This window comes from Lichenihabitans psoromatis (genome assembly GCF_004323635.1).
In the GTDB taxonomy this organism is placed as follows: Bacteria; Pseudomonadota; Alphaproteobacteria; order Rhizobiales; family Beijerinckiaceae; genus Lichenihabitans; species Lichenihabitans psoromatis.
The window spans coordinates 689,542-712,232 of sequence record NZ_CP036515.1 but is presented as its reverse complement, the minus strand read 5'-3'; the positions used below and the strand labels follow the sequence as shown (position 1 = coordinate 712,232).

The 22,691-nt window shown below is 63.7% G+C and carries 22 protein-coding genes; 11 read left to right on the top strand and 11 right to left on the bottom strand.

Annotated features, from left to right (window positions below; all coding sequences use genetic code 11):
• The first annotated feature begins 43 nt into the window (after positions 1-43).
• Together EY713_RS03325 and EY713_RS03320 are read left to right on the top strand one after the other, a co-directional pair.
• A complete protein-coding gene (locus EY713_RS03325) occupies positions 44-787 on the top strand; it encodes a copper homeostasis protein CutC (RefSeq protein WP_131113554.1) in 744 nt (247 codons plus the stop codon).
• 5 nt (positions 788-792) lie between these two features.
• The gene (locus tag EY713_RS03320) at positions 793-1,386 is read left to right on the top strand and encodes an NADPH-dependent FMN reductase (RefSeq protein ID WP_131113553.1); all 594 of its coding nucleotides are present in this window, start codon (positions 793-795) and stop codon (positions 1,384-1,386) included.
• Between the two features lie 18 nt (positions 1,387-1,404).
• Here EY713_RS03320 and rhaI read toward each other — a convergent pair whose 3' ends face one another.
• Together rhaI and EY713_RS03310 are read right to left on the bottom strand one after the other, a co-directional pair.
• The gene (gene rhaI / locus EY713_RS03315) at positions 1,405-2,706 is read right to left on the bottom strand and encodes an L-rhamnose catabolism isomerase (RefSeq protein WP_131113552.1); all 1,302 of its coding nucleotides are present in this window, start codon (positions 2,704-2,706) and stop codon (positions 1,405-1,407) included.
• A gap of 23 nt (positions 2,707-2,729) precedes the next feature.
• Complete coding sequence (locus EY713_RS03310; RefSeq protein WP_131113551.1) at positions 2,730-4,832, bottom strand: bifunctional rhamnulose-1-phosphate aldolase/short-chain dehydrogenase; 2,103 nt, start codon at positions 4,830-4,832, stop codon at positions 2,730-2,732.
• 276 nt (positions 4,833-5,108) lie between these two features.
• Between EY713_RS03310 and EY713_RS03305 the strand changes: the two genes are divergently transcribed.
• From EY713_RS03305 to EY713_RS03275, 7 genes are all read left to right on the top strand, one after another.
• A complete protein-coding gene (locus EY713_RS03305) occupies positions 5,109-5,921 on the top strand; it encodes a DeoR/GlpR family DNA-binding transcription regulator (protein WP_131113550.1) in 813 nt (270 codons plus the stop codon).
• A 60-nt stretch (positions 5,922-5,981) separates the two neighbouring features.
• Positions 5,982-6,974 carry a rhamnose ABC transporter substrate-binding protein gene (rhaS, locus tag EY713_RS03300; protein WP_131113549.1) on the top strand — a complete coding sequence of 331 codons (993 nt, stop codon included), beginning with the start codon at positions 5,982-5,984 and terminating at the stop codon, positions 6,972-6,974.
• A gap of 120 nt (positions 6,975-7,094) precedes the next feature.
• Positions 7,095-8,642, top strand: coding sequence for a sugar ABC transporter ATP-binding protein (locus tag EY713_RS03295; protein WP_131113548.1), 1,548 nt, complete (start codon positions 7,095-7,097; stop codon positions 8,640-8,642).
• A complete protein-coding gene (locus tag EY713_RS03290) occupies positions 8,639-9,673 on the top strand; it encodes an ABC transporter permease (RefSeq protein ID WP_131113547.1) in 1,035 nt (344 codons plus the stop codon). Before EY713_RS03295 ends, EY713_RS03290 begins: the two co-directional genes overlap by 4 nt.
• Complete coding sequence (locus EY713_RS03285; protein WP_165491015.1) at positions 9,670-10,710, top strand: ABC transporter permease; 1,041 nt, start codon at positions 9,670-9,672, stop codon at positions 10,708-10,710. Before EY713_RS03290 ends, EY713_RS03285 begins: the two co-directional genes overlap by 4 nt.
• A 17-nt stretch (positions 10,711-10,727) precedes the next feature.
• Positions 10,728-11,042: an L-rhamnose mutarotase gene (locus EY713_RS03280; protein ID WP_131119211.1), complete on the top strand. Its 315-nt coding sequence runs from the start codon at positions 10,728-10,730 to the stop codon at positions 11,040-11,042.
• Positions 11,043-11,052: 10 nt separating this feature from the next.
• Positions 11,053-12,459 carry an FGGY-family carbohydrate kinase gene (locus tag EY713_RS03275; protein WP_131113546.1) on the top strand — a complete coding sequence of 469 codons (1,407 nt, stop codon included), beginning with the start codon at positions 11,053-11,055 and terminating at the stop codon, positions 12,457-12,459.
• 16 nt (positions 12,460-12,475) lie between these two features.
• On the opposite strand, the gene EY713_RS03270 is transcribed toward EY713_RS03275, so the two are convergent.
• The 9 genes from EY713_RS03270 to EY713_RS22665 form a co-directional block, all read right to left on the bottom strand.
• The gene (locus EY713_RS03270; RefSeq protein ID WP_165491014.1) at positions 12,476-14,161 is read right to left on the bottom strand and encodes a PAS domain-containing hybrid sensor histidine kinase/response regulator; all 1,686 of its coding nucleotides are present in this window, start codon (positions 14,159-14,161) and stop codon (positions 12,476-12,478) included.
• A complete protein-coding gene (locus EY713_RS22670; protein WP_165491013.1) occupies positions 14,086-14,421 on the bottom strand; it encodes a hypothetical protein in 336 nt (111 codons plus the stop codon). Before EY713_RS22670 ends, EY713_RS03270 begins: the two co-directional genes overlap by 76 nt.
• 13 nt (positions 14,422-14,434) lie before the next feature.
• Positions 14,435-15,928: an ATPase domain-containing protein gene (locus tag EY713_RS03265; protein WP_131113544.1), complete on the bottom strand. Its 1,494-nt coding sequence runs from the start codon at positions 15,926-15,928 to the stop codon at positions 14,435-14,437.
• 120 nt (positions 15,929-16,048) lie between these two features.
• Positions 16,049-16,528 (bottom strand): arsenate-mycothiol transferase ArsC, encoded by a 480-nt coding sequence (locus EY713_RS03260; RefSeq protein WP_245572875.1) that lies wholly within the window; start codon positions 16,526-16,528, stop codon positions 16,049-16,051.
• A 37-nt stretch (positions 16,529-16,565) separates the two neighbouring features.
• Positions 16,566-17,051, bottom strand: a complete 486-nt coding sequence (locus EY713_RS03255) for a UPF0262 family protein (RefSeq protein WP_131113543.1) — start codon at positions 17,049-17,051, stop codon at positions 16,566-16,568.
• 3 nt (positions 17,052-17,054) lie between these two features.
• A complete protein-coding gene (gene hisD / locus EY713_RS03250) occupies positions 17,055-18,350 on the bottom strand; it encodes a histidinol dehydrogenase (protein WP_131113542.1) in 1,296 nt (431 codons plus the stop codon).
• Between the two features lie 66 nt (positions 18,351-18,416).
• Positions 18,417-18,908, bottom strand: a complete 492-nt coding sequence (locus tag EY713_RS03245; RefSeq protein ID WP_131113541.1) for a DUF2948 family protein — start codon at positions 18,906-18,908, stop codon at positions 18,417-18,419.
• A gap of 93 nt (positions 18,909-19,001) precedes the next feature.
• Positions 19,002-20,297, bottom strand: a complete 1,296-nt coding sequence (gene murA / locus EY713_RS03240; protein WP_131113540.1) for a UDP-N-acetylglucosamine 1-carboxyvinyltransferase — start codon at positions 20,295-20,297, stop codon at positions 19,002-19,004.
• Positions 20,298-20,392: 95 nt separating this feature from the next.
• A complete protein-coding gene (locus EY713_RS22665) occupies positions 20,393-20,560 on the bottom strand; it encodes a hypothetical protein (RefSeq protein WP_165490971.1) in 168 nt (55 codons plus the stop codon).
• A gap of 367 nt (positions 20,561-20,927) precedes the next feature.
• Here EY713_RS22665 and EY713_RS03235 point away from each other — a divergent pair, with 367 nt between their 5' ends.
• Positions 20,928-21,167 carry a DUF3659 domain-containing protein gene (locus tag EY713_RS03235; protein ID WP_131113539.1) on the top strand — a complete coding sequence of 80 codons (240 nt, stop codon included), beginning with the start codon at positions 20,928-20,930 and terminating at the stop codon, positions 21,165-21,167.
• 142 nt (positions 21,168-21,309) lie between these two features.
• The gene (locus tag EY713_RS03230; RefSeq protein ID WP_210215305.1) at positions 21,310-22,521 is read left to right on the top strand and encodes an MFS transporter; all 1,212 of its coding nucleotides are present in this window, start codon (positions 21,310-21,312) and stop codon (positions 22,519-22,521) included.
• Positions 22,522-22,691: the final 170 nt, after the last annotated feature.

The following is a 22,691-nucleotide window of genomic DNA, read 5'->3' as shown; positions in this document are numbered from 1 at the left end:
CCGCCCCTCTGCGTTGGGGCTCGCGCGACACGAAAGGGATCGAATGATCGTCGAAATTTGTGTCGATTCGGTTGCGGCGGTACGGGCCGCCGTCGCAGCGGGCGCCAAGCGGGTCGAGCTCTGCGCCGCCTTGTTCGAGGGTGGCATTACCCCGAGCCGGGGCATGATCCGTCAGGCGCGGCGCGTCGATGGCATCGGGCTTCACGTCATCATCCGGCCGCGGGGCGGCGACTTTCTCTTCGATGACGACGAAGTCGAGACCATGCTGGCCGATATCGAGACCGCCAAGCAGGAGGGCGCCGACGGCGTCGTGATCGGCCTGTTGACCGCTGACGGTCGCATTGATGTCGAGCGCAGCCGCAGGCTGATCACAGCGGCGCGGCCGCTGAGCGTGACGTTCCACCGGGCCTTTGACATGACGGTCGATCCGTTTGAGGCGTTGGACACGTTGATCGACCTCGGTGTCGACCGGGTCCTCACCTCGGGCCAGGACGCGACCGTTCTCGAAGGACTGCCGCTGATCACCGCGTTGATCGAGCGCGCCGGAAACCGGATCATCATTATGCCGGGCGGCGGCATCACCGAGCGCAACGTCGAGCGGATCGTCGCCGGCGCCAAGCCGACCGAACTCCACTATGCGGCGCTGCAGCCCGTCGCGAGCGCGATGGTGCCACGCCGCGCCCATGTCTTCATGGGCGGTGAGTTGCGCGTTCCCGAATATACCAAGCTGGCCACCTCGGCCGATCTCATCCGCGCCGTGCGTGAGCGCGCATCCTCAGGGGAGTGACACGCATGACCGAGATCTCGACGAGGCTGACGATCCCGGTGCTGCTCGGCTCGGTGCGGCGCGACCGGCAAGGCATCAAGGCCGCGCGTCTCCTCATGAGCGAGTTGACGAAGCGCGGCCACGAGGCGGTGCTGGTCGATCCCCTCGAGCTGCAACTGCCGCTGCTCGACCGAATGTACAAGGAGCATCCGAAGGGGGAGGCCCCGGACAACCTCGAACGGCTCGCGACGCTATATCGACGGGCCGACGGGTTCATGATCGTCAGCGCGGAATATAACCACGGTATTCCGCCCGCGCTGAAGAACCTGCTCGACTATTTCTTGGAAGAGTATTTCTGGCGGCCGTCCGGCATCGTCTGCTATTCGGCCGGGCAGTTCGGCGGCGTCCGGGCCGCGATGCAACTCCGCATGGTGCTGAGCGAACTCGGCATGCCGAGCATTCCGAGCCTCATGCCGATCCCGAAGATCGGGCAGGCGCTCGCCGATGACGGCACGCCCTCCGACGAGCGCACCCTCAAGTCGCTCGATCGGTTCCTCGATGAATTCGAGTGGTATGCGGCGGCGTTGAAGCGCCAGAAGCTGCAAGGCACGCCGTACTGACGCCCCCGATCTGCGAGGTTAGACGATGCCGCCGCCCGAGCCCTTGACGGCCGGGCGCTTGGCCGCAACCGCCTCCCGGTAACCGCTGGCCCGATAGGCTTTGAGCGGATCGATTGCACCGCCGGCATCGACGCGGGCTTGGGCCAGGATCGGCTCGACGTCGATGCGGAACCCGTCCTTTAGCGCTTCCGACGCCAAGATGGCGTCATTGTTGTCCTGGTAGCCGGCCAGCGCGTGGCGGTCGACCAGCAGGGCTTGCGCGTAGGCGCGACGGATCTCGTTGGCCGACCGGATCAGGCTTTCGATCGGGTCGGTCACGTTGTGCGACTGATCGATCATATGGGCGAGATTGAGGTCGTTGCCCGGCGTCTGTTCGGCGTCCACCAGTTCGTTGAACACCAGAAACAGCCGGAACGGGTCGATCGAACCCGCGTCGAGATCGTCGTCGCCGTATTTTGAATCGTTGAAATGGAAGCCGCCGAGCTTCTTGAACTGCACCAGCCGGGCGACGATCATCTCGATATTGACGTTCGGTGCATGGTGACCGAGGTCGACGAGGCAGAGCGCCTTGGGGCCGAGCGTCTGCGCGATCAGGTAACTGGTTCCCCAATCCTGCACGACGGTCGAATAAAAGGCTGGCTCATACATCTTGTGTTCGGAGAAGATGCGCCAATCGTCCGGCAGGGCTTTGTAGATGCTCCCCATCGCCTCGAGATAGCGCTCGAAGCTTTTGGTGAAGTGACTCTGGCCCGGGAAGTTGGAGCCATCGCCGATCCACACCGTCAAAGCCTTCGAGCCGATCGCGTCGCCGATCTCGATCGTCTCGATATTATGGGCGACCGCCTGCTCGCGCACGGCGCGGTCGGCATGCGACAGCGAGCCGAATTTATAGGACAGCGGCTGGTTCGGATCGGTCGGATGATCCTGGAACGTGTTCGAATTCATCGCGTCGAAGCCGAGCCCGAGGCTATTCGCCTTGGCGACGAGTTCGGCCGGGGAGGCCTTGTCCCACGGAATATGCAGCGACACGTTCGGCGTGGCGCGGGTCAGTTGGTTGATGACGGCGCAATCGTCGAGCTTTTCGAAGATACCGCGCGGCTCGCCTCCACCGGGAAAGCGCGCGAATCGCGTGCCGCCGGTGCCGACACCCCAGGATGGCACCGCCACCGTGAAGACTGCAACCTTGGCCTTGATGGCCGCTATATCGACGCCGCGCCGCGCCAGCTTGGCGCCGAGCGCGTCGTAATCAGCCGTGAGGTCGGCGGCATGCTCGGCGTTGTGGCGCGCGACGAGGTCTTGGCTGAGAGGCAAATCGACCATGGACTTCTCCGATCGGGGCTTTGTCAGCGTGTGAACGACTGGGCGTTGCCGGCGTCGACATTGATGATATTGCCGGTCGATTTGGCCGATAGGTCGGAGGCCAGGAAATAGGTGGCCTCCGCGATGTCTTCCGGGAACACCGAGAGTTTCAGCATCGAGCGCTTGCGGTAATGGTCGTCGAGTTCGTCGGGGCTCATTTTATAGGCCGAGGCGCGCTGCTCACGCCATTCGCCCGTCCAGATCTTCGAGCCGCGCAACACGGCATCCGGATTGACGACATTGACCCGGATGCCGGCGTCGGCGCCTTCGAGCGCGAGACAGCGCGCCAGATGGATCTCGGCCGCTTTGGCGGTGCAATAAGCGCTGGCGTTGGGGGAGGCAGCGAGACCGTTCTTCGAAGCGATGAAGACGACCGAACCGCCGAGCTTCTGCCGACGCATCAGCCGGAACGCCTCGCGGGCGACCAGGAAATAGCCTTTGGCGAGGATATCCATGTTGCGATCCCACATGGCGATCGTGGTGGTCTCGACCGGCTCTGAGGAGGCGATCCCGGCATTGGACACCACGATGTCGATGCCACCGAACTCGACGCTGGCCTCGGCGAATTTGCCGATCACCGCATTCTCATCGGTCACGTTCATGACGACGGTGCGGACCACATCGCCGCCATAGGCTTTACCGAATGTGGCTTCGGCATCGGCGAGAGCCGTTTCGTCGATGTCGGCTAGCACCACGCAGGCGCCTTCGCTCAGCAGTTTAGCCGCGATGGCTCGGCCGATACCGCCCGCGCCGCCCGTCACCAGGCCGACCCGGCCCGCGAGGCTCTTCGGCTTCGGCATCCGCTGCAGCTTGGCTTCTTCAAGCAGCCAATATTCGATGTCGAAGGCTTCCTGCGCGGGCAGACCCACATAGGTGTCGACCGTGGATGCGCCGCGCATCACGTTGATGGCGTTGACATAAAACTCGCCCGCGATACGGGCCGTCGCCTTGTCGCGCGCGAAGGTGATCATGCCGACGCCGGGGATCAGGTAGACGACCGCATTCGGGTCGCGCATCGCCGGGCTGTTCGGGTGCTTGGCCTTGTCGTAATAGGCCGCGTAATCCTTGGCATAAGCCGCGATCGCCTTGTCGAGACCGGCGATGACCGTCTCGATCGAGCCGCTCGCCGGGTCGAACTCCAGCACCAAAGGGCAGATCTTGGTGCGGAGGAAGTGATCCGGGCAGCTGGTGCCGAGGGCCGCGAGAGCGCGGAGGTTCTTCGAATTGACGAAGTCGAGCACCGTCTGGCTGTCGTCGAAATGGCCGAGCTTGCGTTCCGAGCCGCTGATGCGGGCACGGATCTCCGGCATGATCTTGGCCGCGATGGCGCGGCGCTCGTCGGCCGGCAGAGACTGGGTCACGGCGCCGCCGAATACGGCCTTGCCGCGGGTCTGCTCATCGAACCAGGCGATCGCCTTGTTGATGATCCGCAACGTGGTCTCGTAGCAATCCTTGGCGCTGTCGCCCCAGGTGAACAGGCCATGGCTTTCGAGCACGACGCCCTTGGCGTTCGGATGGTCGGCCGCGAAACGCGACAGGTCGAGACCGAGCTCGAATCCCGGGCGCCGCCAGGGCAGCCAGCCGATCTCGTCGCCGAAGATCTGTTGGGTCAAGGCGCGGCTGTCGCGTGTCGCCGCAATGGCGATCACGGCGTCGGGGTGCATGTGGTCGACATGCGGGTAGGGCACATAGGCATGCAACGGCGTATCGATCGAGGCCGCACGCGGGTTGAGATTGTAGGTGCAGAATGACAGCAGCCCAACCATCTCGTCCTCGTGGTCCTGGCCACGGTAGATGGTCTTGAGCTGGTTCAGCTTGTCCATGTAGAGGGTCGAGAACCCATCGAGCTTCATGGTGCCGACATCGCCGCCGGAGCCTTTCACCCACAGGACCGTCACGGTTTCGCCGGTCAGCGGGTCCGCCATCGCGACCTTGGCCGACGTGTTGCCGCCGCCGAAATTCGTAATCCGCTTGTCGCCACCGAGGAGATTGGAGCGGTAGAGCAGCCGGCCGGGCTCGTCCATCGCGGCCGCTTTGCCGTCGTCCCACCTGTTGTCGAGCAGATGTGGTGTGCCCGCGTCAGCCATGGTGCCTCCCTGTGATGGGCCGCTTGTCGGCCCGGAGCCGGTCCGACGACGGACCGGCTGACTCCGCGATGGGTCGTCTCGCCGAGTTGCGACGGAATCCATACGGTTATTACGATCCGGTATGCTCAAATTCCGATCCCCCGTCAATCATTTCTGTCCTTGTGCGATGCAAAACCAGTCACGATCAGTCATGTTGCGGTGCAAAAAGAAAGAAAATGACGACATTTGATTGACACAGGATGACGGCTTCCATAGCGTCGACGAATGGGAGGACCGATGCACGAGCGAGAACGCCACAGCATCATCGTCGGGGCATTGCAGACCAGGGCGGTCGCGACCGTCGGGGATATCGTCGAGATGACCGGGGCGTCGGAAGCGACGATCCGGCGCGATCTGTCAGTTCTGGCCTTGCAGGGTCGTCTTCGCAAAGTGAGGGGCGGCGCTGAATCGATTCACCCGACCGCCGTCGGCTCATTGCTGGTGCGCCCCGTCGCGTTGAGCGAGACCATCAATATCGCGCAGAAACGCGCGATCGCGATCGAGGCCGCAGGACTATGCGCGGATGGCGATGCCATCATCATCAACGGCGGCACCACGACGTTTCAGATGGTGCATCCCTTGCAGCGCTTGCGGCTCCAAGTTCTGACCAATTCGTTCAGTATCGCGGATCATCTACTCCGCCACTCCAAATGCGATGTGTTCCTGCCCTCGGGAGCGGTCTATCGCCAGCAGAACATCATTCTCAGTCCGTTCGAGGATGACGGGATCTCGCATTTCCGCGCGCGCCGCATGTTCATGGGCGCTCAAGGCGTATCGCATCTCGGCATCATGGAGGGTGACCCGCTCATCATCCAGTCCGAGCAGCGCCTTATGCGCCAAGCCGACGAACTCGTATTGCTGATCGATTCCAGCAAATTCACCACCCAATCCAGCATGATCCTCGCGCCGCTCGAACGAGCCGCGACGATCATCACAGACGATCAGATCTCCGATGCGGCCCGTACCATGGTCGAGAACATCGGGCTCCAACTCGTGATCGCCGACACAAAGATGGTCGGCACGCGAAACCCATCGGCGTCGGTGGCCTGACGCCTGAACGGCGTCGAGGGCATCACACGGTGAACGAGGAAACGAACGGGAGGGACAAGCATGTCTTCATTCAGGACAGTCGCCTTGGCATCGGCGTTGATCGCCGGGCTGATGGCTAGCACGGCGTATGCCGCCGACGTCAAGATCGCCTTGGTGGTCAAATCGCTCGGCAACGGCTTCTTCGATGCCGCCCACAAGGGCGCGGAGGAGGCCGCCAAGGAGCTCGGCGGCGTTCAGATCGTCTATACGGGGCCGACGACGACCACCGCCGAAGGCCAGATCGAGGTCATCAATTCGCTGATCTCCCAGAAGGTCGACGCCATCGCGGTCTCGGCCAATGACAAGGATGCGGTCGTGCCGGTGCTGAAACGCGCCATGCAGCGCGGCATCAAGGTCATCTCGTGGGACTCGGCCGTCGCGCCCGAGGGCCGGATGCTGCACCTCAATCCGTCGTCGAACGCGCTGATTGGCAACATGTGCTTGAAACTGGCGGCCGATGCGTTGCCGGGCGGCAAGGGCGATGTCGCGATCTTGTCGGCGACCGTCACGTCGACCAACCAGAACACCTGGATCGAGGAGATGAAGAAGGCGCTGCCGAAATATCCGGGCCTGAACCTCGTCACCACGGTCTATGGCGACGATCTATCCGACAAGAGCTATCGCGAGACCCAGGGGCTTTTGCAGAAGTTCCCGAACGTCAAGGTCATCATCGCGCCGACCTCGGTCGGCATCGTGGCGGCCGCGCAGGCCGTGAAGGATGCGGGCAAAATTGGTCAGGTCTATGTGACCGGGCTCGGTCTTCCGTCCGAAATGGCGGGTGCCGTCCATGCGGGCGCCACCAAGAGCTTTGCGATCTGGAACCCGATCGACCTCGGCTATTCGGCGACCGAACTCGCCTATGATCTCGTCAAGGGCGCTAAGGCCGAGCCGGGCGCAGAACTGCCGATGGGTCGCATGGGCAAGCTGAAGCTCGACGCGGGCAACGAAGGCGCGATGGCCGACCCCTTCGTCTACGACAAAACCAACGTCGACGAGTTCGCCAAGATCTTCTGAGCCGAAGATCGCCCGACCTCAGGCGTCGGGACCGCAGACGTCATCAAGCTCGGCATCCGGTCCGCATCGCGCGGCCCGGATGCGTCGCATGATCCCTTCCGCTCACTGGACGCGACCCGCATGTCTCTCCCGTCCGATCTTCTCGCCGCCGATCCGCCGCCGACCCTGCGGCCGCCTTTGCTAGAAATGCGCGGCATCTCGAAACTCTTCCCCGGCGTCAAAGCGCTCGAGGGGGTCGACCTCGCGTTGCATGCGGGCCGCGTCACCGCGCTGATCGGCGAGAACGGCGCCGGAAAATCGACGCTCGTCAAGATCCTGACCGGCATCTATCGACCCGACGCCGGCGACATCCTGATCGACGGGCAAAGAGTGGCGTTCGATTCGGCCGAGGCCGCGCAAGACGCCAAAATCACGGCCATCCATCAAGAAACGGTGTTGTTCGACGATTTGACGGTCGCCGAGAACATCTATCTCGGTCATGCGCCGAAGACGCGGCTCGGCTTTGTCAACTGGGCCGCCATGAACGCTCGCGCGACCGCCATCTTGCATAGCCTCGATGCGCCGATCAGCGCCCGGACCCTGCTGAAAAATCTCTCGATCGCCCAGCGCCATCTCGTCGCCATCGCGCGTGCGCTATCGATCGACAGCCGCATCGTCATCATGGACGAGCCCACCGCCGCACTATCCTACAAGGAGGTGGAGGATCTGTTCCGCATCCTCGAGCGGCTCAAGGCTGCGGGCAAGGCGATCCTCTTCATCAGCCATAAATTCGAGGAGGTTTATGGGATCGCGGAGGATTATGCCGTGTTTCGTGACGGCCGCACCGTCGGGGCCGGCCGGCTTGCCGACGTCACGCACGGCCAACTCGTGCAGATGATGGTGGGACGCACCGTCGATCAGGTGTTCCCGAAGGGCGAGGTCGTGCTCGGCGAGACCATCATGACGGTCGAGCACTATAGCCACGCGACCGAATTCGACGACATTTCCTTCACGTTGCGCCGGGGTGAGATCCTCGGCCTTTATGGGCTCGTGGGGGCTGGGCGGTCGGAGCTGTGCCAGTCCCTGTTCGGCATCACCCGACCGGCGTCCGGCAGAGTTACGATCGATGGCAAGGCGGTCGCGATCCACTCCTCCTCCGACGCGGTCGCGGCCGGCATCGTCTATGTGCCGGAGGAGCGCGGCCGGCACGGCGCCGTGCTGGCCATGCCGATCGTCGAAAATTTCACGCTCGCCTCCTTACGGAAAGTGTCACGCAACGGCTTCATCCGCACCGCCGAGGAATTTGAACTCGCCCGGCACTACGCGTCGCGGCTCGATCTACGCGCGGCCTCGCTGTCGCAGCCTGTCGGTACCCTGTCGGGCGGCAATCAGCAGAAGGTGGTGATCGGCAAGTGGCTCGCCACGCAGCCGAAGGTCATCATTCTCGACGAGCCCACCAAGGGCATCGACATCGGCTCGAAATCGGCCGTTCACGCCTTCATGAGCGAACTGGCGGCCCAGGGGCTCGCGGTCGTGATGATCTCGTCCGAATTACCGGAGATTCTCGGCATGGCCGACCGCGTGATGGTGATGCGCGAGGGCCGCGACGCGGGCACGTTTGAGCGGGAGGGCCTGACGCCCGAGCGGCTCGTCCGAGCCGCGACCGGCAATATGGCGCAGGCCGCATGAGCGCGATCGCATCACCCACCGCCACCGCCTCGGCCCGCACCCGCCGTACGGGTTTGCCGCGCGAGGTCCTGCTGCTCGGGGCCTGCGCGATTTTGCTGGCGCTGATTGCCGCTCGGTTTCCGGGTTTCGTCACGCCGGCCAATCTCGCCAATGTCTTTAACGATACCTCAATCCTGATCGTCTTGGCGTTGGGGCAGGCGGCCGTGATCCTGACCCGGTCGATTGACCTCTCGGTCGCGGCCAATCTGGCGCTCACCGGCATGGTCGTGTCGTTGCTCGGCGCGGCGCATCCGGACATGCCGATCGTGGTGTTGGTTCTTGTGGCGCTCGGGCTCGGGTTGGCGCTCGGCGCCTTCAACGGTCTGCTAGTCTGGAAGCTCGACATCCCGCCCATCGTGGTCACGCTCGGGACATTGACGATCTATCGCGGCATGGCCTTCGTCCTCTCGGGCGGCGCCTGGGTCAACAGCTTCCAGATGTCGCCCGCCTTTCTGGGCCTGCCCCGCGCGTTGATCCTCGACATCCCGGTTTTGTCCTGGATCGCGCTGGCGATGATCGGTCTGGCGCTGGTGATCTTCAACCGGACCTCCATCGGCCGAGCTTGGTTTGCAACCGGCGGCAATCCGGTCGCGGCGCTCTATGCGGGCATCGATCCGGGTCGGGCGCGTTTCATGGCGTTTTGCTTTTCGGGGACGATTGCGGGGCTTTGCGGTTACCTCTGGGTGTCGCGCTATGCGGTGGCCTATGTCGATGTCGCCTCCGGCTTCGAACTCGACGTCATCGCGGCCTGCGTGATCGGCGGCGTCTCCATCGCGGGCGGCATCGGCTCGGTCGGCGGCACCGTTCTGGGCGCGCTATTTCTCGGCATCATCAAGAACGCGCTGCCGGTCGTGAACGTCTCCCCTTTCGCCCAGATGGCGATCTCGGGCGCCATCATCATCGCGGCCGTCCTGCTGAATACGCGCTCCGAACGCAAAGCGGGCCGCATCATTCTTCGCAACACGACCGTCCTCTCGGGTAAGCCGACATGACCACAATCGACACGCGAACCGCTCTACCGACGTCGACTGTCGCAATGCCGCGCGCGATTCCCGATCAGACCGGCTCTGGTTTTGGGCGCTTCCTCAAAAGCTGGGAAGCCCTGTTGCTGGTCGTGGCGGCGTTGATCTTCATCGCCAATTCCTTCGCGTCGCCGTTCTTTCTCGATATCTGGAACCTGTCGGACGCCACCTTCAACTTTACCGAAAAGTCGATCGTGGCGCTCAGCATGGCGTTCATCATCATGTCGGGCGAGATCGACCTGTCGGTCGGCGGCATCATCGCGGTGGCCTCGACCGCGATGGGCGCTGCCGCTCACGCCGGAGCTTCGGTCCCGGAGCTGGTCGCGATCGGCCTTGTGGTCGGCGCCCTCTGCGGCTGCTTCAACGGTCTGCTCATCGCCGGGCTCGGGCTGCCCTCGATCGTGGCCACGATCGGCACCATGAGCCTGTTTCGCGGCATCAGCTATCTCGTGCTCGGCGATGGGTCCTATAAGGATTACCCCACCGGCTTCTCCTTCTTCGGCCAGGGCTATGTCTGGCAGATGATCTCGTTCGAATTCGCGACGTTCCTGCTGCTGGCGGTCGTGGCCGCCGTGGTGCTGCACAAAAGCGTGTTCGGCCGCGCCGTGCGGGCGATCGGCAATAATCCCTTCGCGGCTCGGTTTTCGGGCCTTCGGGTCGGCCGGATCAAGTTTATCCTGTTTCTCGTCAGTGGCCTCGCGAGCGGGCTTGCGGCCGTCATGCTGACCTCCCGGCTCGGCTCGACGCGCCCGTCCATTGCGGCCGGTTGGGAACTCGACGTCGTCACGATCGTGGTGCTCGGCGGCGTCAATATTCTCGGCGGCTCGGGTACCATCGGTGGCGTCGTGATCGCGGCCTTCGTCATGGGGCTCGTCACCTACGGTCTTGGGCTGCTGAACGTTCCCGGCATCATCATGTCGATCGTGATCGGCGCCATGCTGATCACCGTCATCGCGGCCCCGATCCTGGCGCGCAAGATCTCCAACCGCCCGAGGCCCGCCCGATGATCGAGCCATCAGTCGGCCTGGAAAAGGTTGCGTTCACAATGCGGCTCCATCCGGGGAAAGCCGAGGAATACCGGCGCCGACACGATGCGATCTTTCCCGAGTTGGTCGATCTGCTGCACGAGGCGGGTGTGTCGGATTATTCGATCCATCTCGATCCCGCGACCCACACGCTTTTCGGCGTGTTGTGGCGGCGGACGGATCACACGATGGAAGCGCTCCCCTTTCATCCGGTGATGCAGCGGTGGTGGGCCCATATGGCCGACATCATGGAGACGCATGCCTCGAACGAGCCGGTCGTCACCCCGCTCGCCCCCATGTTTCACCTTGCCTGAGGAGAGCCTCATGCCGGACCGTCGCTTCGTCGCGGTGCTCGACATCGGCAAGACCAACGTCAAGGTCTTGCTGCACGATCTTGCGACCGGCACCGATCTTGCGGTTCGCACGACGCCCAACGTGGTGCGGCAGAATGGGCCTTATCCACATTTCGATATCGTGGCGATGCAGAGCTTCTTCCTCGATGGCCTCGCCGACCTCGTCCGCGAGGGCGCCGAACCGATCGACGCGATTTCGATCACGGCGCATGGTGGCTCGGGCGTCCTCCTCGGCGAGACCGGGCTGGCGCTGCCGGTGCTGGATTACGAATATCGCGGTGTCGATGCGACCCGCGCGGATTACGACCGGATCCGGCCGCCGTTCTCCGAGACTTTTTCGCCCAGCCTGCCGGGCGGGTTGAACGCGGGCGCGCAGTTCTTCTGGCAGCAACAGACCTTCCCCGACGCTTTCGACCGCGCCCGTTGGATCATGATGTATCCGCAATATTGGGCCTGGTGGCTCACCGGCGTCGCGGCCAACGAGGCGACGTCGCTCGGCTCCCATACCGATCTTTGGAACCCTCAAGCGAGGAATTTCTCCTCGCTGGTCGAGCGAGCCGGCTGGTCCGGCAGGATGGCGCCGCTTCGCTCCGCCTTCGATATACTCGGTGACCTTCGGCCGGAGATCGCCTCGCGGCTCGGCATCGACCGTTCGATCCCGGTCGCCTGCGGTATCCACGATTCCAATGCCTCGCTGCTGCCCCACATCATCGGTGACGCCGGTCCGGTGTCGGTCGTCTCTACAGGCACCTGGGTGATCGTCTTTGCGACCGGCGGCTCGATGGCGCATCTCGATGCGGCCCGCGATACGCTCGTCAACGTGGACGCGTTCGGGCGACCCGTGCCGTCCGCTCGGTTCATGGGCGGGCGGGAATTCGAAATCCTGGCCGGCAAGCAGCCCGCCTCGTCCGATCGCGTCGCGCTGGCTGAGGTGCTGGAGCGCGGCATCATGGTGCTGCCGACCTTCGCGCCGGGGAACGGCCCTTTCCCGCACGGCGTGGGACGTTGGACCCATGCGGCCGATGGCCTGTCCGCGGCCGAACGCACCGTCGCGGCGAGCCTCTATGCCGGATTAATGACCGCCACCTGCCTCGACCTGCTGCAAGCCACCGGGCCGACGATCGTCGAGGGGCCATTCGCACGCAACATCCTCTATCTCGACGTGTTGCAGGCGATGACGAGTCGGAGCGTGACGGGATCGCACAGCACCACCGGCACAAGCGGCGGGGCCGCACTCCTGGTCCTGAAGGATCGCTCGCAGTCGCACGAGGGGGCGGCATTTCCTTCACCCTCGAGCGTGTTCGAGTCGGAGCCGCTTGGCTCTTCGTTCAAAGCCTATGCGGCACGCTGGATGACGGTGGCGCGCGCTGAGGGATGACCCCCAGGGCGTGACTTCAAGTCAAGTTCAGCGCGTGACGCACGGCGCGCGACAGGTCGTTGATCAAGAAAGGCTTCCGCAGGATTTCGTCTTGCGCGAAGGCCCCCTCGACCAATCCCGTATCGGCATAACCGGTCGCCAGGATGATCGGCAGCCCGGCCTGCCGTTCACGTGCGGCCGCCGCCACCTGAGCGCCGTTCATGCCCGGCATGGCAAAATCGACGATCATGAGGTCCGGATGGTCTTGATCTAGTCGGTCGAGGCCAGCCTTGCCGTGGTCGGCCTGCGTAACCGTGAAGCCGAGGATTTCGAGGCACTCGACGACGAACCGGCGAACGTCCGGATCATCGTCGATCACCAGGACGTGGCCGCGACCACTCGTGATCTCCGCATCGACCGCGCCGGCCGCGTCGGCTTCACGCTCAAGCTCCGCGCTTTCGCGAAGCCAAATCTCGATCGTGGTTCCCTTGCCGACCTCGCTCTCGATCCGGACCGACCCACCCGATTGATGGGCGATCCCATGAACTTGGCTTAGACCAAGGCCGGTTCCCTTGCCGACCGGTTTGGTGGTGAAAAACGGATCGAACACTTTAGACAGGATCGCGGGCTCGATGCCGAACCCCGTATCCGCGACCGTGATGACGATGAAGCTCTCGGCCTGACCCCGCTGCGCGCTCGTCTGCAAGGTGGTGCCGATCGTCAACGTACCGCCGGCCGGCATGGCATCCCGCGCGTTGATGGCCAGATTGAGCAGAGCCAGCTCGATCTGGTTCGCGTCCGCTAAGGCCAGCCGCCCGGCGGCGCCGAGCGCGGTCTTGACCGCGACGGTCGGCCCAATCGATCGCGAAACGAGATCGCCCATGCCGCCGATCAAGGCGTCGATATTGACCGGTCGGAGGTCCAGCTTCTGGCTCCGCGAAAAGGCGAGCAATTGGCTGGTGAGCTTGGCGGCGCGGTCGGAGGCGTGTTTGGCGCGTCCGGCCATGGTCTTGATGCGGTCGTCATCCGTGCGTCGGCTGATCAGATCGATGTTTCCAACGATCGCGGTCAGGAGATTGTTGAAGTCATGCGCGATGCCTCCGGTGAGTTGGCCCACGGCTTCCATCTTCTGGGCCTGAACCAGCGCCGCTTGAGCGCGCTGGCTTTCGGCGACCGCCTCGCCGACGCGATGCTGAAGCACATCTTCCGACCGCCGCCGTTCGGTCACGTCCAACGACACGCCACTGATCGTTGTGGGCCTTCCGTTGTCGCCATAGACGGTGCGTCCGCTCACCTGGATCCAGTGGATCGTGCCGTCGGGCCAGACAACCCGATGCTCGATTTTATAATCCTCCTGGCGCGTGAAGGTGGGTTCGGCAGCCGCTCGCTGTTTCTCGCGATCGTCGGGATGGACGGACGCCAGCAGATCTTCATAGGTGAAGTCCCGGTTGGCTTCGCGACCGAAATGCGCCTTGAACCGGTCCGACGCCACCAGCGCCTTGCTGACAGGATGCAGGCTCCACGATCCGAGATTGCCGGCCATCAGCGCCATACGAAGCTGCTTGTCATCATTCTCCCGGTCGAGCCAGTGAATACGAGCGTCGTATTGCCGGTCCCGCGCGCGAAGCGCCGACGCCGCGGCGCTGGTCAAGGTTTCGGCATTGATGGGCCGTTCGAGCAGGACGACGTTGCCGAGAGCTTCGACAAGATCATGCCGCACCATGCTTTTTGGCTGGTGCGTGGCAGAGTCAGCATAATGAACGGGAAGTCGGCCCATGAGGGCTGTGCATCGAGCCAGCGTCGCAAGACACGGACGTCGGAGTCCGAGAGCGCTTCCTCGGTGATGACGGCAGCACCGGCGCCGCGCTCGAGTTCCTGCGACAGGCTCCGCGCATCGGGAAGTACGACGCATCGAACGTTGGCTTTGCCGAGAACCTGCTCGATGACTTGAGCATCCCGACCGCGCGGCGCCAGGATGAGCATCCGTCGATCCATCTCAGGCCTCGACGCTTGGTTCTTGCCCCAGCATCGGCTGCTCGCCGCGATAGCTCGGCAGGCCGGACAGCACGCCTTCGAAGTCCCGTAAGGCTTTGCCGACCTCAAGCCCGGTCGACGTCAGCCTGAACTCGCGGATGGTTCGCTCATGCTTGGCGGCCCGGCTCTTGACCACGGCCACCGCTTTGCGAACCTCACCCTGCGCTTCGAAAAAGCGGAACAGAAGGATCGTATCGCTGAGATAGCTGAGATCCACGTCGCTGCGGACATCGCCCACGATGCCGTGCTGGCCGAGGATCAAGATCGTGACGACGCCCAGCTGATTCAGGTAGGTCAGCAACTCATGCATCTGAAGCAACAGGAATTTCTGACCCGGCATCGCGTGCAGGTAGGCATTGAGGCTGTCGATCACGACGAAGTTGGCGCCATCCTCCTCGACCGCGCGCCTCACGTGATTGGCGAATTCGCCCGGCGACAACTCGGCCGGATCGATCTGACGCAGGTCCACCTTGCCGGCTTCAATCGCGGTGCCGAGATCCATACCGAGGTGGGCAGCACGTTCCAGGAGGGTCGCCCGTCCCTCGTCAAAAAGATAATAGACGCCCTGTTTGCCGCTGCGGATCGCCGCCGTCATGCAACTCACGGCCGTCGATGTCTTGCCGACACCCGAGGGACCACTGAACAGCGCGTTGGTGCCGGGCAGCAAGCCGCCGCCCAGCAATGCATCGAGCTGGTTCGACCCGGTTCCGAGCGGAACGGCAACAAAATCCGCATGATGTTCCGACGCGATCAGACGCGGGAAGACTACGATGCCGCCTGTCTCGATGTTCAGATCGTGGAAGCCGCCGCGAAATTTCGTACCGCGCATCTTGATGATCTGCAGACGGCGCCGCTCGCTGCCATAATCCTGAGCGTGTTGCTCGAGCCGGATGACGCCATGAGCGATGCTGTGCAGCTGCAGGTCCGTCGGTTCCGACGTCCGGTCATCGAGCAGGATCACGATACACTTACGGTTGGCGAAGAATTGTTTGAGGGCCAAGATTTGGCGTCGATAGCGCAATGGATTTTGCGCCAGAAGCCGGAACTCGGAGAGGCTATCGAAGACGATGCGACGCGGCTGCAACGTGGTGACGAGATCGATCAGCCGTCCCGTCGTCTCGCCAAGCTCGATCTCCGACGAATGCAGGATCGACTGCTCCTGGTTGGGGTCGAGTCCATCCTCCGTGACGAGTTCAGAGACCGTGACGCCGTCGAGCGTCCATCCATGCGTGGCGGCTCCAGCCCGCAATTCCTCCTCGGTTTCAGACAGGGTGATGTAAAGGCCAGACTCCCCCTGGCGGATACCCTCCATGAGGAACTGAAGCGCCAACGTCGTCTTGCCGGTGCCGGGTGTCCCTTCAACGAGATAGAGCCGATCCGGCGTCAACCCGCCGCCGAGGATGTTGTCGAGCCCGGAAACACCGGTCGAGACTCGAGCCTTGGACTTTGCGATCATCAATGTACCTAATGGGCGACGTGGTTGGTCCGTGAGAGCAGAATGTTGATCTTTCCGCTTGTGTTTCAACGGTCGAGCGGTCGCAAAGGTGCGGCTTGCCGCGAAAAGTCTGATCCGCGATCAGGAGGGTGCCGCAACCATCCCGCCAAAGCAGAGGTCGATGCGTTTCGCAAGCGTGTCGCGCACCAGGCGAAAGGCGCTCGACACGGCGCTGCGTGAGCCCTCGACGGCCGTTGGGTCGAAGGTCGGCCAATAGATCACCTCGACCGCCATGGTGCGGGTGAATTCGAGCGCTCGATGATGCGCCTCTGGCGATAGCGTGATGATCAGGTCGAAGCTGGACTCTTCCAAATCCTCGAACGTGCGCGGACGATGGCGCGACAGATCGATGCCGATCTCGGCCAGCGTTTCGAGCGTAAAGGGATTGGCGTCGCCCCGGCGGACCCCTGCCGAAATGAGGTGGGTGGAGTGTCCGATGAGCCGCCGGGCAATCGCTTCGGCGATCGGGGAGCGAACAGCATTTTCCGAACAGGCGAACAGCACGGATTGAACCGAGCTTCGCGGCGTGCCGTTCATCGGATTGTCTGGGCTCTGCGGCATGCCGCTCAGCCTTTCGCTTGGGTTTGCGGCATGCCGCTCACCCTTTCCAATGCAGCGCCGTCACGAGCGTGAACAGCCGCCGCATCGTCTCGAAATCCGCGACGATCTTGCCTTGCAGGCGCTGTGCCAACAGCTCGGCAGCCTCATTGTGGAGGCCGCGGCGGCCCATATCGATCGCCTCGATCTGGCTTGGGGTCGCGGTCCGGATGGCTGAATAATAACGCTCGCAGAGGAAGAAATAATCTTTCAACAACGACCGGAACGGCGCCAGCGATAGCATGTGCAGCACCACCGGCGCATCATCCTCGGTGCGGATATCGAGCGCGAGCTTAGTGCCTTTCAGCGCGATCCCGAGCCGGTAGGGCCCACCATCATGGCCGGGAAGCACAAACCGATTATTTTCCACGAGGTCGAAGATTGCGATCCGGCGTTCGTGCTCTTGATCCGGCGTGCCACGACCGATCGTCCCGTCGTCGAGATCGACCGCCATGAGGCGGCATCGCGTCGGGTCCGATTGGTCCATCGGTCAGACCGAATTGGTGCGGATCGATACCGACCGCGCATGAGCCTCGAGGCCCTCGACCTTCGCCAGCGCGATGGCGGGTGCTGCAAGCTGGGCCAAAGAGGCGGCATCGCAGCGCAGGATCGAGGTCCGCTTCATAAAATCGAGCACACCCAGGCCGGAAGAGAACCGTGCCGAGCGGGCGGTCGGCAGAACGTGGTTCGACCCGCCGACGTAATCGCCGATCGCCTCGGGTGTGTGGCCACCGACGAAGATGGCTCCCGCATTGCGGACGCTTTCCGTCAGGCTGTCGGCATCCTCGGCCATGATCTCGAGATGTTCCGGTGCGATCCGGTCGACAAGGTCGATTGCCGATCGCAGGCTCGGGACCACTACAATGGCCCCAAAATCCTCCCAGCTCGCCGTCGCGATGGCGACACGCGGCAGCGTCTTCAACTGGTCCGACACGGCCCGCGCGACCGCGTCCGCGAGCGCCTGATCGTCGGTGATGAGGATCGATTGCGCGGACGCATCGTGCTCGGCTTGCGCCAGAAGGTCGGCGGCGATCCAGGCGGGGTTGGCGGTTCCGTCGGCCAGGATGAGGACCTCCGAGGGGCCTGCGATCATGTCGATGCCGACCGTGCCGAAGACACGTCGTTTAGCGGCCGCCACATAGGCATTCCCGGGGCCGACGACTTTGGCGACGGGTGCGATGCTGGCAGTTCCGAAGGCCAGCGCCGCCACCGCCTGCGCGCCGCCGATCCGGTACACCTCGTCGACCCCGGCGAGGCGGGCTGCCGCCAAAACCAACGGGTTGATGACGCCCCGCAGGGCCGGCACCACCATGACGAGACGCGGGCATCCGGCCACCTTCGCCGGAACCGCATTCATCAGAACGGAGGACGGATAGCTCGCCGTACCGCCCGGCACATAAAGCCCGACCGCCTCGATGGCGGTCCAGCGCCAACCGAGCTCGACGCCGAGCGCGTCGGTAAAGTGATGATCGATCGGCCTTTGCCGGTCGTGAAACGCGGTGATGCGCTCATGCGCGACCTTGAGGGCCGACATGGCGTCCGCTGGCGCGGCTTCGGTCGCCGCGTCGAGCTCCTGTTCGGAGACCCGCAAGCCGACCAGACCGAGATCGAGACCATCGAAGCGTTGCGACAGGTCGTGCAACGCCGCATCGCCCCGTGCGATCACGTCGGCGATGATGGCGGCCACGGCGGTGTCGACATCCTGGGCGACCTCGCGTTTCGACGCCAGCAGGGCTGCGAATTGCTGTTCGAAGTCAGAGTCGCGGCGGTCGAGACGAACAGGCATCGTACCTCTTTTGGTTGCTGGCGCCGTGTGGCGCAAGGATGCCGTCCGGCAGGGTGACGTGCCGGACTAGCTCTGAGATATGGCTGCTGGAAGCGACGTGTCGGGTCGTGACGTCACGGTCCACCGTGGGCCCATGTCGCGCGTTTCTGCCTCGAGGCATTCAACCGTCAGGCGCACCAAACCGCCACCTGCGAAAGCGAGCAGCACCGTGCCGGAGGGTGCGTCATCGGCAATGAACGAAATCGCCAGCAACCGCTCGTTCCGGTCGGCATCGGAACGGTCCAACCCCGATTGCGAGACATGCAGGACACGCTCGAAATGCAGCCCCGCGACACAGCGCTCCAGGGGACCCTCGATGGCGCGAGCCCAATCGAAACGCGACATGACCATGGCGAAGCGCTTTGTTCGCGGCAGGTAAGTCATGTCGCCGATCTTCACGTCGGCACCCTGCATGTGGGCCGACACGACCGCGAGATCGTCCGCGTCGACCACCACCAGCCGCAGGTGTTCGTCAGCGTCGGTTGCGGTCTCTGTCGTGGCGTCTTGTCGATTGGTCATCGCGGTCCCGTTCCCCTCGCGCCGGCCATGTGCCCGCGCGACAATGAATGAGCGGATCGCATCTCGGTTTCAAGACCGCCGCGCCAAAGCGCGTCAGCCCGGGTTGGAGAGCCGCTCGATGTGCGCGCCGCATTGACCGAGTTTGTGCTCGAGATGCTCGAAGCCGCGATCGAGGTGGTAGACGCGGCTGACCGTCGTCTCTCCCTCTGCCGCAAGCGCAGCGATCACCAGCGACACCGAGGCGCGCAGATCCGTCGCCATTACCTGTGCGCCATTCAGCTTATCGACGCCATCGACGATCGCCGCATCGCCCTCGAGCCGAATGCGCGCGCCGAGGCGGCTCAACTCACTGACATGCATGAACCGATTTTCGAAGATCGTCTCGCGGATACGGGACGAGCCGCCGGCTCGCGTCATGAGAGCCATGAACTGGGCCTGCAGATCGGTCGGAAAGCCGGGGAACGGCTCGGTCGTGATATCGACCGGCGAAATACCCGCGCCATTGCGCTGAATGCGGAGGCCCTCGTTGGTGGCCGACACCTTGGCGCCGGCTTGGACCAGTGAGTCGAGAGCGCCTTGCAGCAATTCCGGACGCGCGCCTTGCAGCATGACGTCGCCACCCGTCATAGCCACCGCCATTGCATAGGTGCCGGTTTCGATCCGGTCGGGCAGCACCGTGTGGCGAGCCCCTCCGAGCTTTGCGACACCGTCGATCTCGATGACCGAGGTTCCGGCGCCCTTGATCTTGGCGCCCATTTTGATCAGGCATTCGGCGAGATCGACGACTTCCGGCTCACGCGCCGGGTTGATCAGCACCGTCTTGCCATGCGCCAGCACCGCCGCCATCAGGGCCGTATGCGTGCCGCCGACCGTGACCTTTGGAAATTCGATCTCGGCGCCCGTAAGGCCATGTGGCGCCTTCGCGATGACGTAGCCGTTCTCGATCTCGATATCGGCGCCGAGCCGCTCCAAAGCCATCAGCAGCAGGTCGACCGGGCGAGTGCCGATGGCACAGCCGCCGGGCAGCGACACACGCGCTTCGCCCATGCGGGCCAGCAGCGGTGCCACGACCCAGAAGCTCGCCCGCATCTTGGAGACAAGGTCGTAAGGTGCGGTTGTGTCGACGATCCGCTCCGCTCTCAGATGGACGGTCTGTCCCGCAATGGCGGCCTCGCCTGGCCGTTTGCCGTTGATCGAATAATCGACGCCATGGTTGCCGAGGATGCGGACCAGCATGCTGACGTCGGCGAGGCGCGGGAGATTTTCCAACGTCAAAGCTTCGTCGGTCAGCAGGCTCGCGATCATCAGAGGAAGCGCGGCGTTCTTGGCTCCGGAGATCTGGATGCTGCCGTTCAACTGGTGACCGCCAACGATGCGAATTCGATCCATTGTTCCTCGCTTGATGTCTGGCTGTCGGTCCGGCCCCGTCCGACATCACGTCGCTTGGCGGGGCGCCTCGAGTGACCGGGCCTAAAAGGGGGCGCTTAGATGTCGTTGGCGCTGCGGGTTCGCGCCTGCGCCTTGCGACGTTTAAGGTTTTCGCGCAACGCCTCGGCTAAGCGCGCCTCGCGCTCGACGGTCCGGCGCGCCTCGCGTTCAGCCGCTGCCGCGCTCAACCGCACCGGCCTCGGTTCATCCTGTTCGACCGTCATTCGTCTTGACTTCCGCCGTCTTTTCGCTGCCGTGCTCGATCGATCAGCGGCCTTGCGTCGTCGATGTTGCGACTATGACCATCGATCCTAGGCGGTTCGTTCCCGCGCAGCAAGCCGAGCGGGCGGGTCGTTGGGAAGGCCGTTGGCGAGGCGCCGCTTCTTGGAAGCCCTGCGGTTTGTTGCAGGGCCCGCGCTTGGCCGCCGGATCGGCAACCGCGTCGATGATGGCCGCAGTGTCGTCAATCCTTCATCGGCCCAATCGCGATTGTCGATTGACAAGCGGGGGCGTTCCTCCTGAGTCTATAAGGGAGGGCTCGGCCAACAGCTCCATCGTGTCGCCGGCAAACCGTGCCCTGGGGAGGATCTCATGATCGACCGCATTTTGGACAGCGAAGGCGCCATTGTGGCGCGCGTGAAAGACGGCGACGTCTATGACGCATCCGAGCAGAAAATCGGGACTTGCCGGAATGGCAACGTCTATGATCGGAACGGAAAGTTCATTTTCCACGTTCAGAGCGCCGCGGAAGCCGAATCGGCCGGCAGCCTCACGGCCGATGCGGTCAATCGTCTGTTTCATCCGAAGGCCGGCACCCCGACGTCGCATTGACGATCGAAGCGTCGCACCGGCGCCGCCACGCCCAAAGCTCGATCGATCATTCGGATGGCTGCTGGTGCGTTCCGGCATTGGTTCTTGGCCGCCAATGCATGTAAGGCATCGGCTTTCCGGATCGTCGTGAGATCGGCAGACCATGAACCAGCAACCGCGCGGCGCCCTTCAGGCAGGGGCGGGCCTGAGCCGCACCTTGACGTTCGTCATGGCGCTTGCCTGCGGTGCGGCGGTCGCCAACATTTATTACAATCAGCCGTTACTCGGCGTGATGGAGCATGACTTTCCGGGGCAAGAGGGCCTCGTCGGCTTCGTACCGACCGCGACCCAACTCGGTTACGCAGCGGGGATTTTTCTTTTGGTCCCGCTCGGCGACCGGGTCGAGCGACGTCGTCTCATCCTCGTGCAGTCCGCCGTGCTGTGCCTCGCGCTGCTGGTCGTTGCGATCGCCCCGACCCCTGCCTTGATGGTGGCCGGTTCAATTCTGGTGGGCATCTTCGCCACGATGGCGCAACAAATCGTCCCCTTCGCGGCGGAGCTTGCCGAGCCGGACAAGCGCGGCGTCGTGATCGGCACTGTCATGAGCGGCTTGCTCTGCGGCATTCTTTCCGGCCGGACCCTCGCGGGCTTCATCGGGCACTGGTTTGGATGGCGCATGATGTTCGTCGTCGCCATCGGCATCATGCTGGCCGTCACTGCACTACTGGCCGCGGTGCTGCCGCGTAGTGCGCCAAAGACCAAGGACTCATACTGGACGCTGCTGGGCTCCTTATGGGGACTGCTGCGGACCGAGGCGGACTTGGGTCGCGCGACGGCGATCCAGACCCTTCTGTTCGCCTCGTTCAGCGTGTTCTGGACCATTCTGGCGCTTCGGCTTGAACAGCCGCCGTATCATATGGGGGCCGATGTCGCCGGTTTGTTCGGCCTTGTCGGCGCCATTGGCGTGTTGATCGCGCCTGTCGCGGGCCGGATGGCGGATCGTCGGGGACCACATGTCGCCATTGGGCTCGGGATCGTCGTGATGGTGCTCTCATGGGCCGTGTTTGGACTGTGGGGCTCCATTGCTGGGTTGATCGTCGGCGTCCTTTTGCTCGATATCGGTGAACAGGGCGCCTTGGTGTCGAACCAACATATCGTCTATTCGCTCCGGCCGGACGCGCGCAATCGGCTGAACACCATCCTGGTCGGCGGGATGTTCCTGGGCGGTGCCGCAGGGTCCGCCGGCGCTACGATTTGCTGGCATCAGGGTGGCTGGCCGGCGGTTTGCTGGTTCGGGGTGGCTCTTGTGGTCGCGGCTCTTGGTCTCCACCTGCACGGCTTGGGACAGCGCCGGATGTCAGCGAAAGAGAGCTAAATTCGACGCTTTCGGCGGCGTTTGAGCCCCGTTCGCGCGATCGAGGTTGCAAATCCTGCTGTGTCGGCTAGGACACTTTCGCATTTGCGAGAAGCGTCTGCGGGCCGATGCCTGTTTTGTTTCCGCCCAAAAGACCCTTCGGGTGCGTCAACCGTGCGCGCGCTCTCACT

What these genes read in the sequence shown, in the direction of transcription:
- EY713_RS03325 (WP_131113554.1), top strand. Translation starts at nt 44, where the DNA reads ATGATCGTCGAAATTTGTGTCGATTCGGTTGCGGCGGTACGGGCCGCC.
- EY713_RS03320 (WP_131113553.1), top strand. Translation starts at nt 793, where the DNA reads ATGACCGAGATCTCGACGAGGCTGACGATCCCGGTGCTGCTCGGCTCG.
- rhaI (WP_131113552.1), bottom strand. Translation starts at nt 2,706, where the DNA reads ATGGTCGATTTGCCTCTCAGCCAAGACCTCGTCGCGCGCCACAACGCC.
- EY713_RS03310 (WP_131113551.1), bottom strand. Translation starts at nt 4,832, where the DNA reads ATGGCTGACGCGGGCACACCACATCTGCTCGACAACAGGTGGGACGAC.
- EY713_RS03305 (WP_131113550.1), top strand. Translation starts at nt 5,109, where the DNA reads ATGCACGAGCGAGAACGCCACAGCATCATCGTCGGGGCATTGCAGACC.
- rhaS (WP_131113549.1), top strand. Translation starts at nt 5,982, where the DNA reads ATGTCTTCATTCAGGACAGTCGCCTTGGCATCGGCGTTGATCGCCGGG.
- EY713_RS03295 (WP_131113548.1), top strand. Translation starts at nt 7,095, where the DNA reads ATGTCTCTCCCGTCCGATCTTCTCGCCGCCGATCCGCCGCCGACCCTG.
- EY713_RS03290 (WP_131113547.1), top strand. Translation starts at nt 8,639, where the DNA reads ATGAGCGCGATCGCATCACCCACCGCCACCGCCTCGGCCCGCACCCGC.
- EY713_RS03285 (WP_165491015.1), top strand. Translation starts at nt 9,670, where the DNA reads ATGACCACAATCGACACGCGAACCGCTCTACCGACGTCGACTGTCGCA.
- EY713_RS03275 (WP_131113546.1), top strand. Translation starts at nt 11,053, where the DNA reads ATGCCGGACCGTCGCTTCGTCGCGGTGCTCGACATCGGCAAGACCAAC.
- EY713_RS03270 (WP_165491014.1), bottom strand. Translation starts at nt 14,161, where the DNA reads ATGGTGCGGCATGATCTTGTCGAAGCTCTCGGCAACGTCGTCCTGCTC.
- EY713_RS22670 (WP_165491013.1), bottom strand. Translation starts at nt 14,421, where the DNA reads ATGCTCATCCTGGCGCCGCGCGGTCGGGATGCTCAAGTCATCGAGCAG.
- EY713_RS03265 (WP_131113544.1), bottom strand. Translation starts at nt 15,928, where the DNA reads ATGATCGCAAAGTCCAAGGCTCGAGTCTCGACCGGTGTTTCCGGGCTC.
- EY713_RS03260 (WP_245572875.1), bottom strand. Translation starts at nt 16,528, where the DNA reads ATGCCGCAGAGCCCAGACAATCCGATGAACGGCACGCCGCGAAGCTCG.
- EY713_RS03255 (WP_131113543.1), bottom strand. Translation starts at nt 17,051, where the DNA reads ATGGACCAATCGGACCCGACGCGATGCCGCCTCATGGCGGTCGATCTC.
- hisD (WP_131113542.1), bottom strand. Translation starts at nt 18,350, where the DNA reads ATGCCTGTTCGTCTCGACCGCCGCGACTCTGACTTCGAACAGCAATTC.
- EY713_RS03245 (WP_131113541.1), bottom strand. Translation starts at nt 18,908, where the DNA reads ATGACCAATCGACAAGACGCCACGACAGAGACCGCAACCGACGCTGAC.
- murA (WP_131113540.1), bottom strand. Translation starts at nt 20,297, where the DNA reads ATGGATCGAATTCGCATCGTTGGCGGTCACCAGTTGAACGGCAGCATC.
- EY713_RS22665 (WP_165490971.1), bottom strand. Translation starts at nt 20,560, where the DNA reads ATGACGGTCGAACAGGATGAACCGAGGCCGGTGCGGTTGAGCGCGGCA.
- EY713_RS03235 (WP_131113539.1), top strand. Translation starts at nt 20,928, where the DNA reads ATGATCGACCGCATTTTGGACAGCGAAGGCGCCATTGTGGCGCGCGTG.
- EY713_RS03230 (WP_210215305.1), top strand. Translation starts at nt 21,310, where the DNA reads ATGAACCAGCAACCGCGCGGCGCCCTTCAGGCAGGGGCGGGCCTGAGC.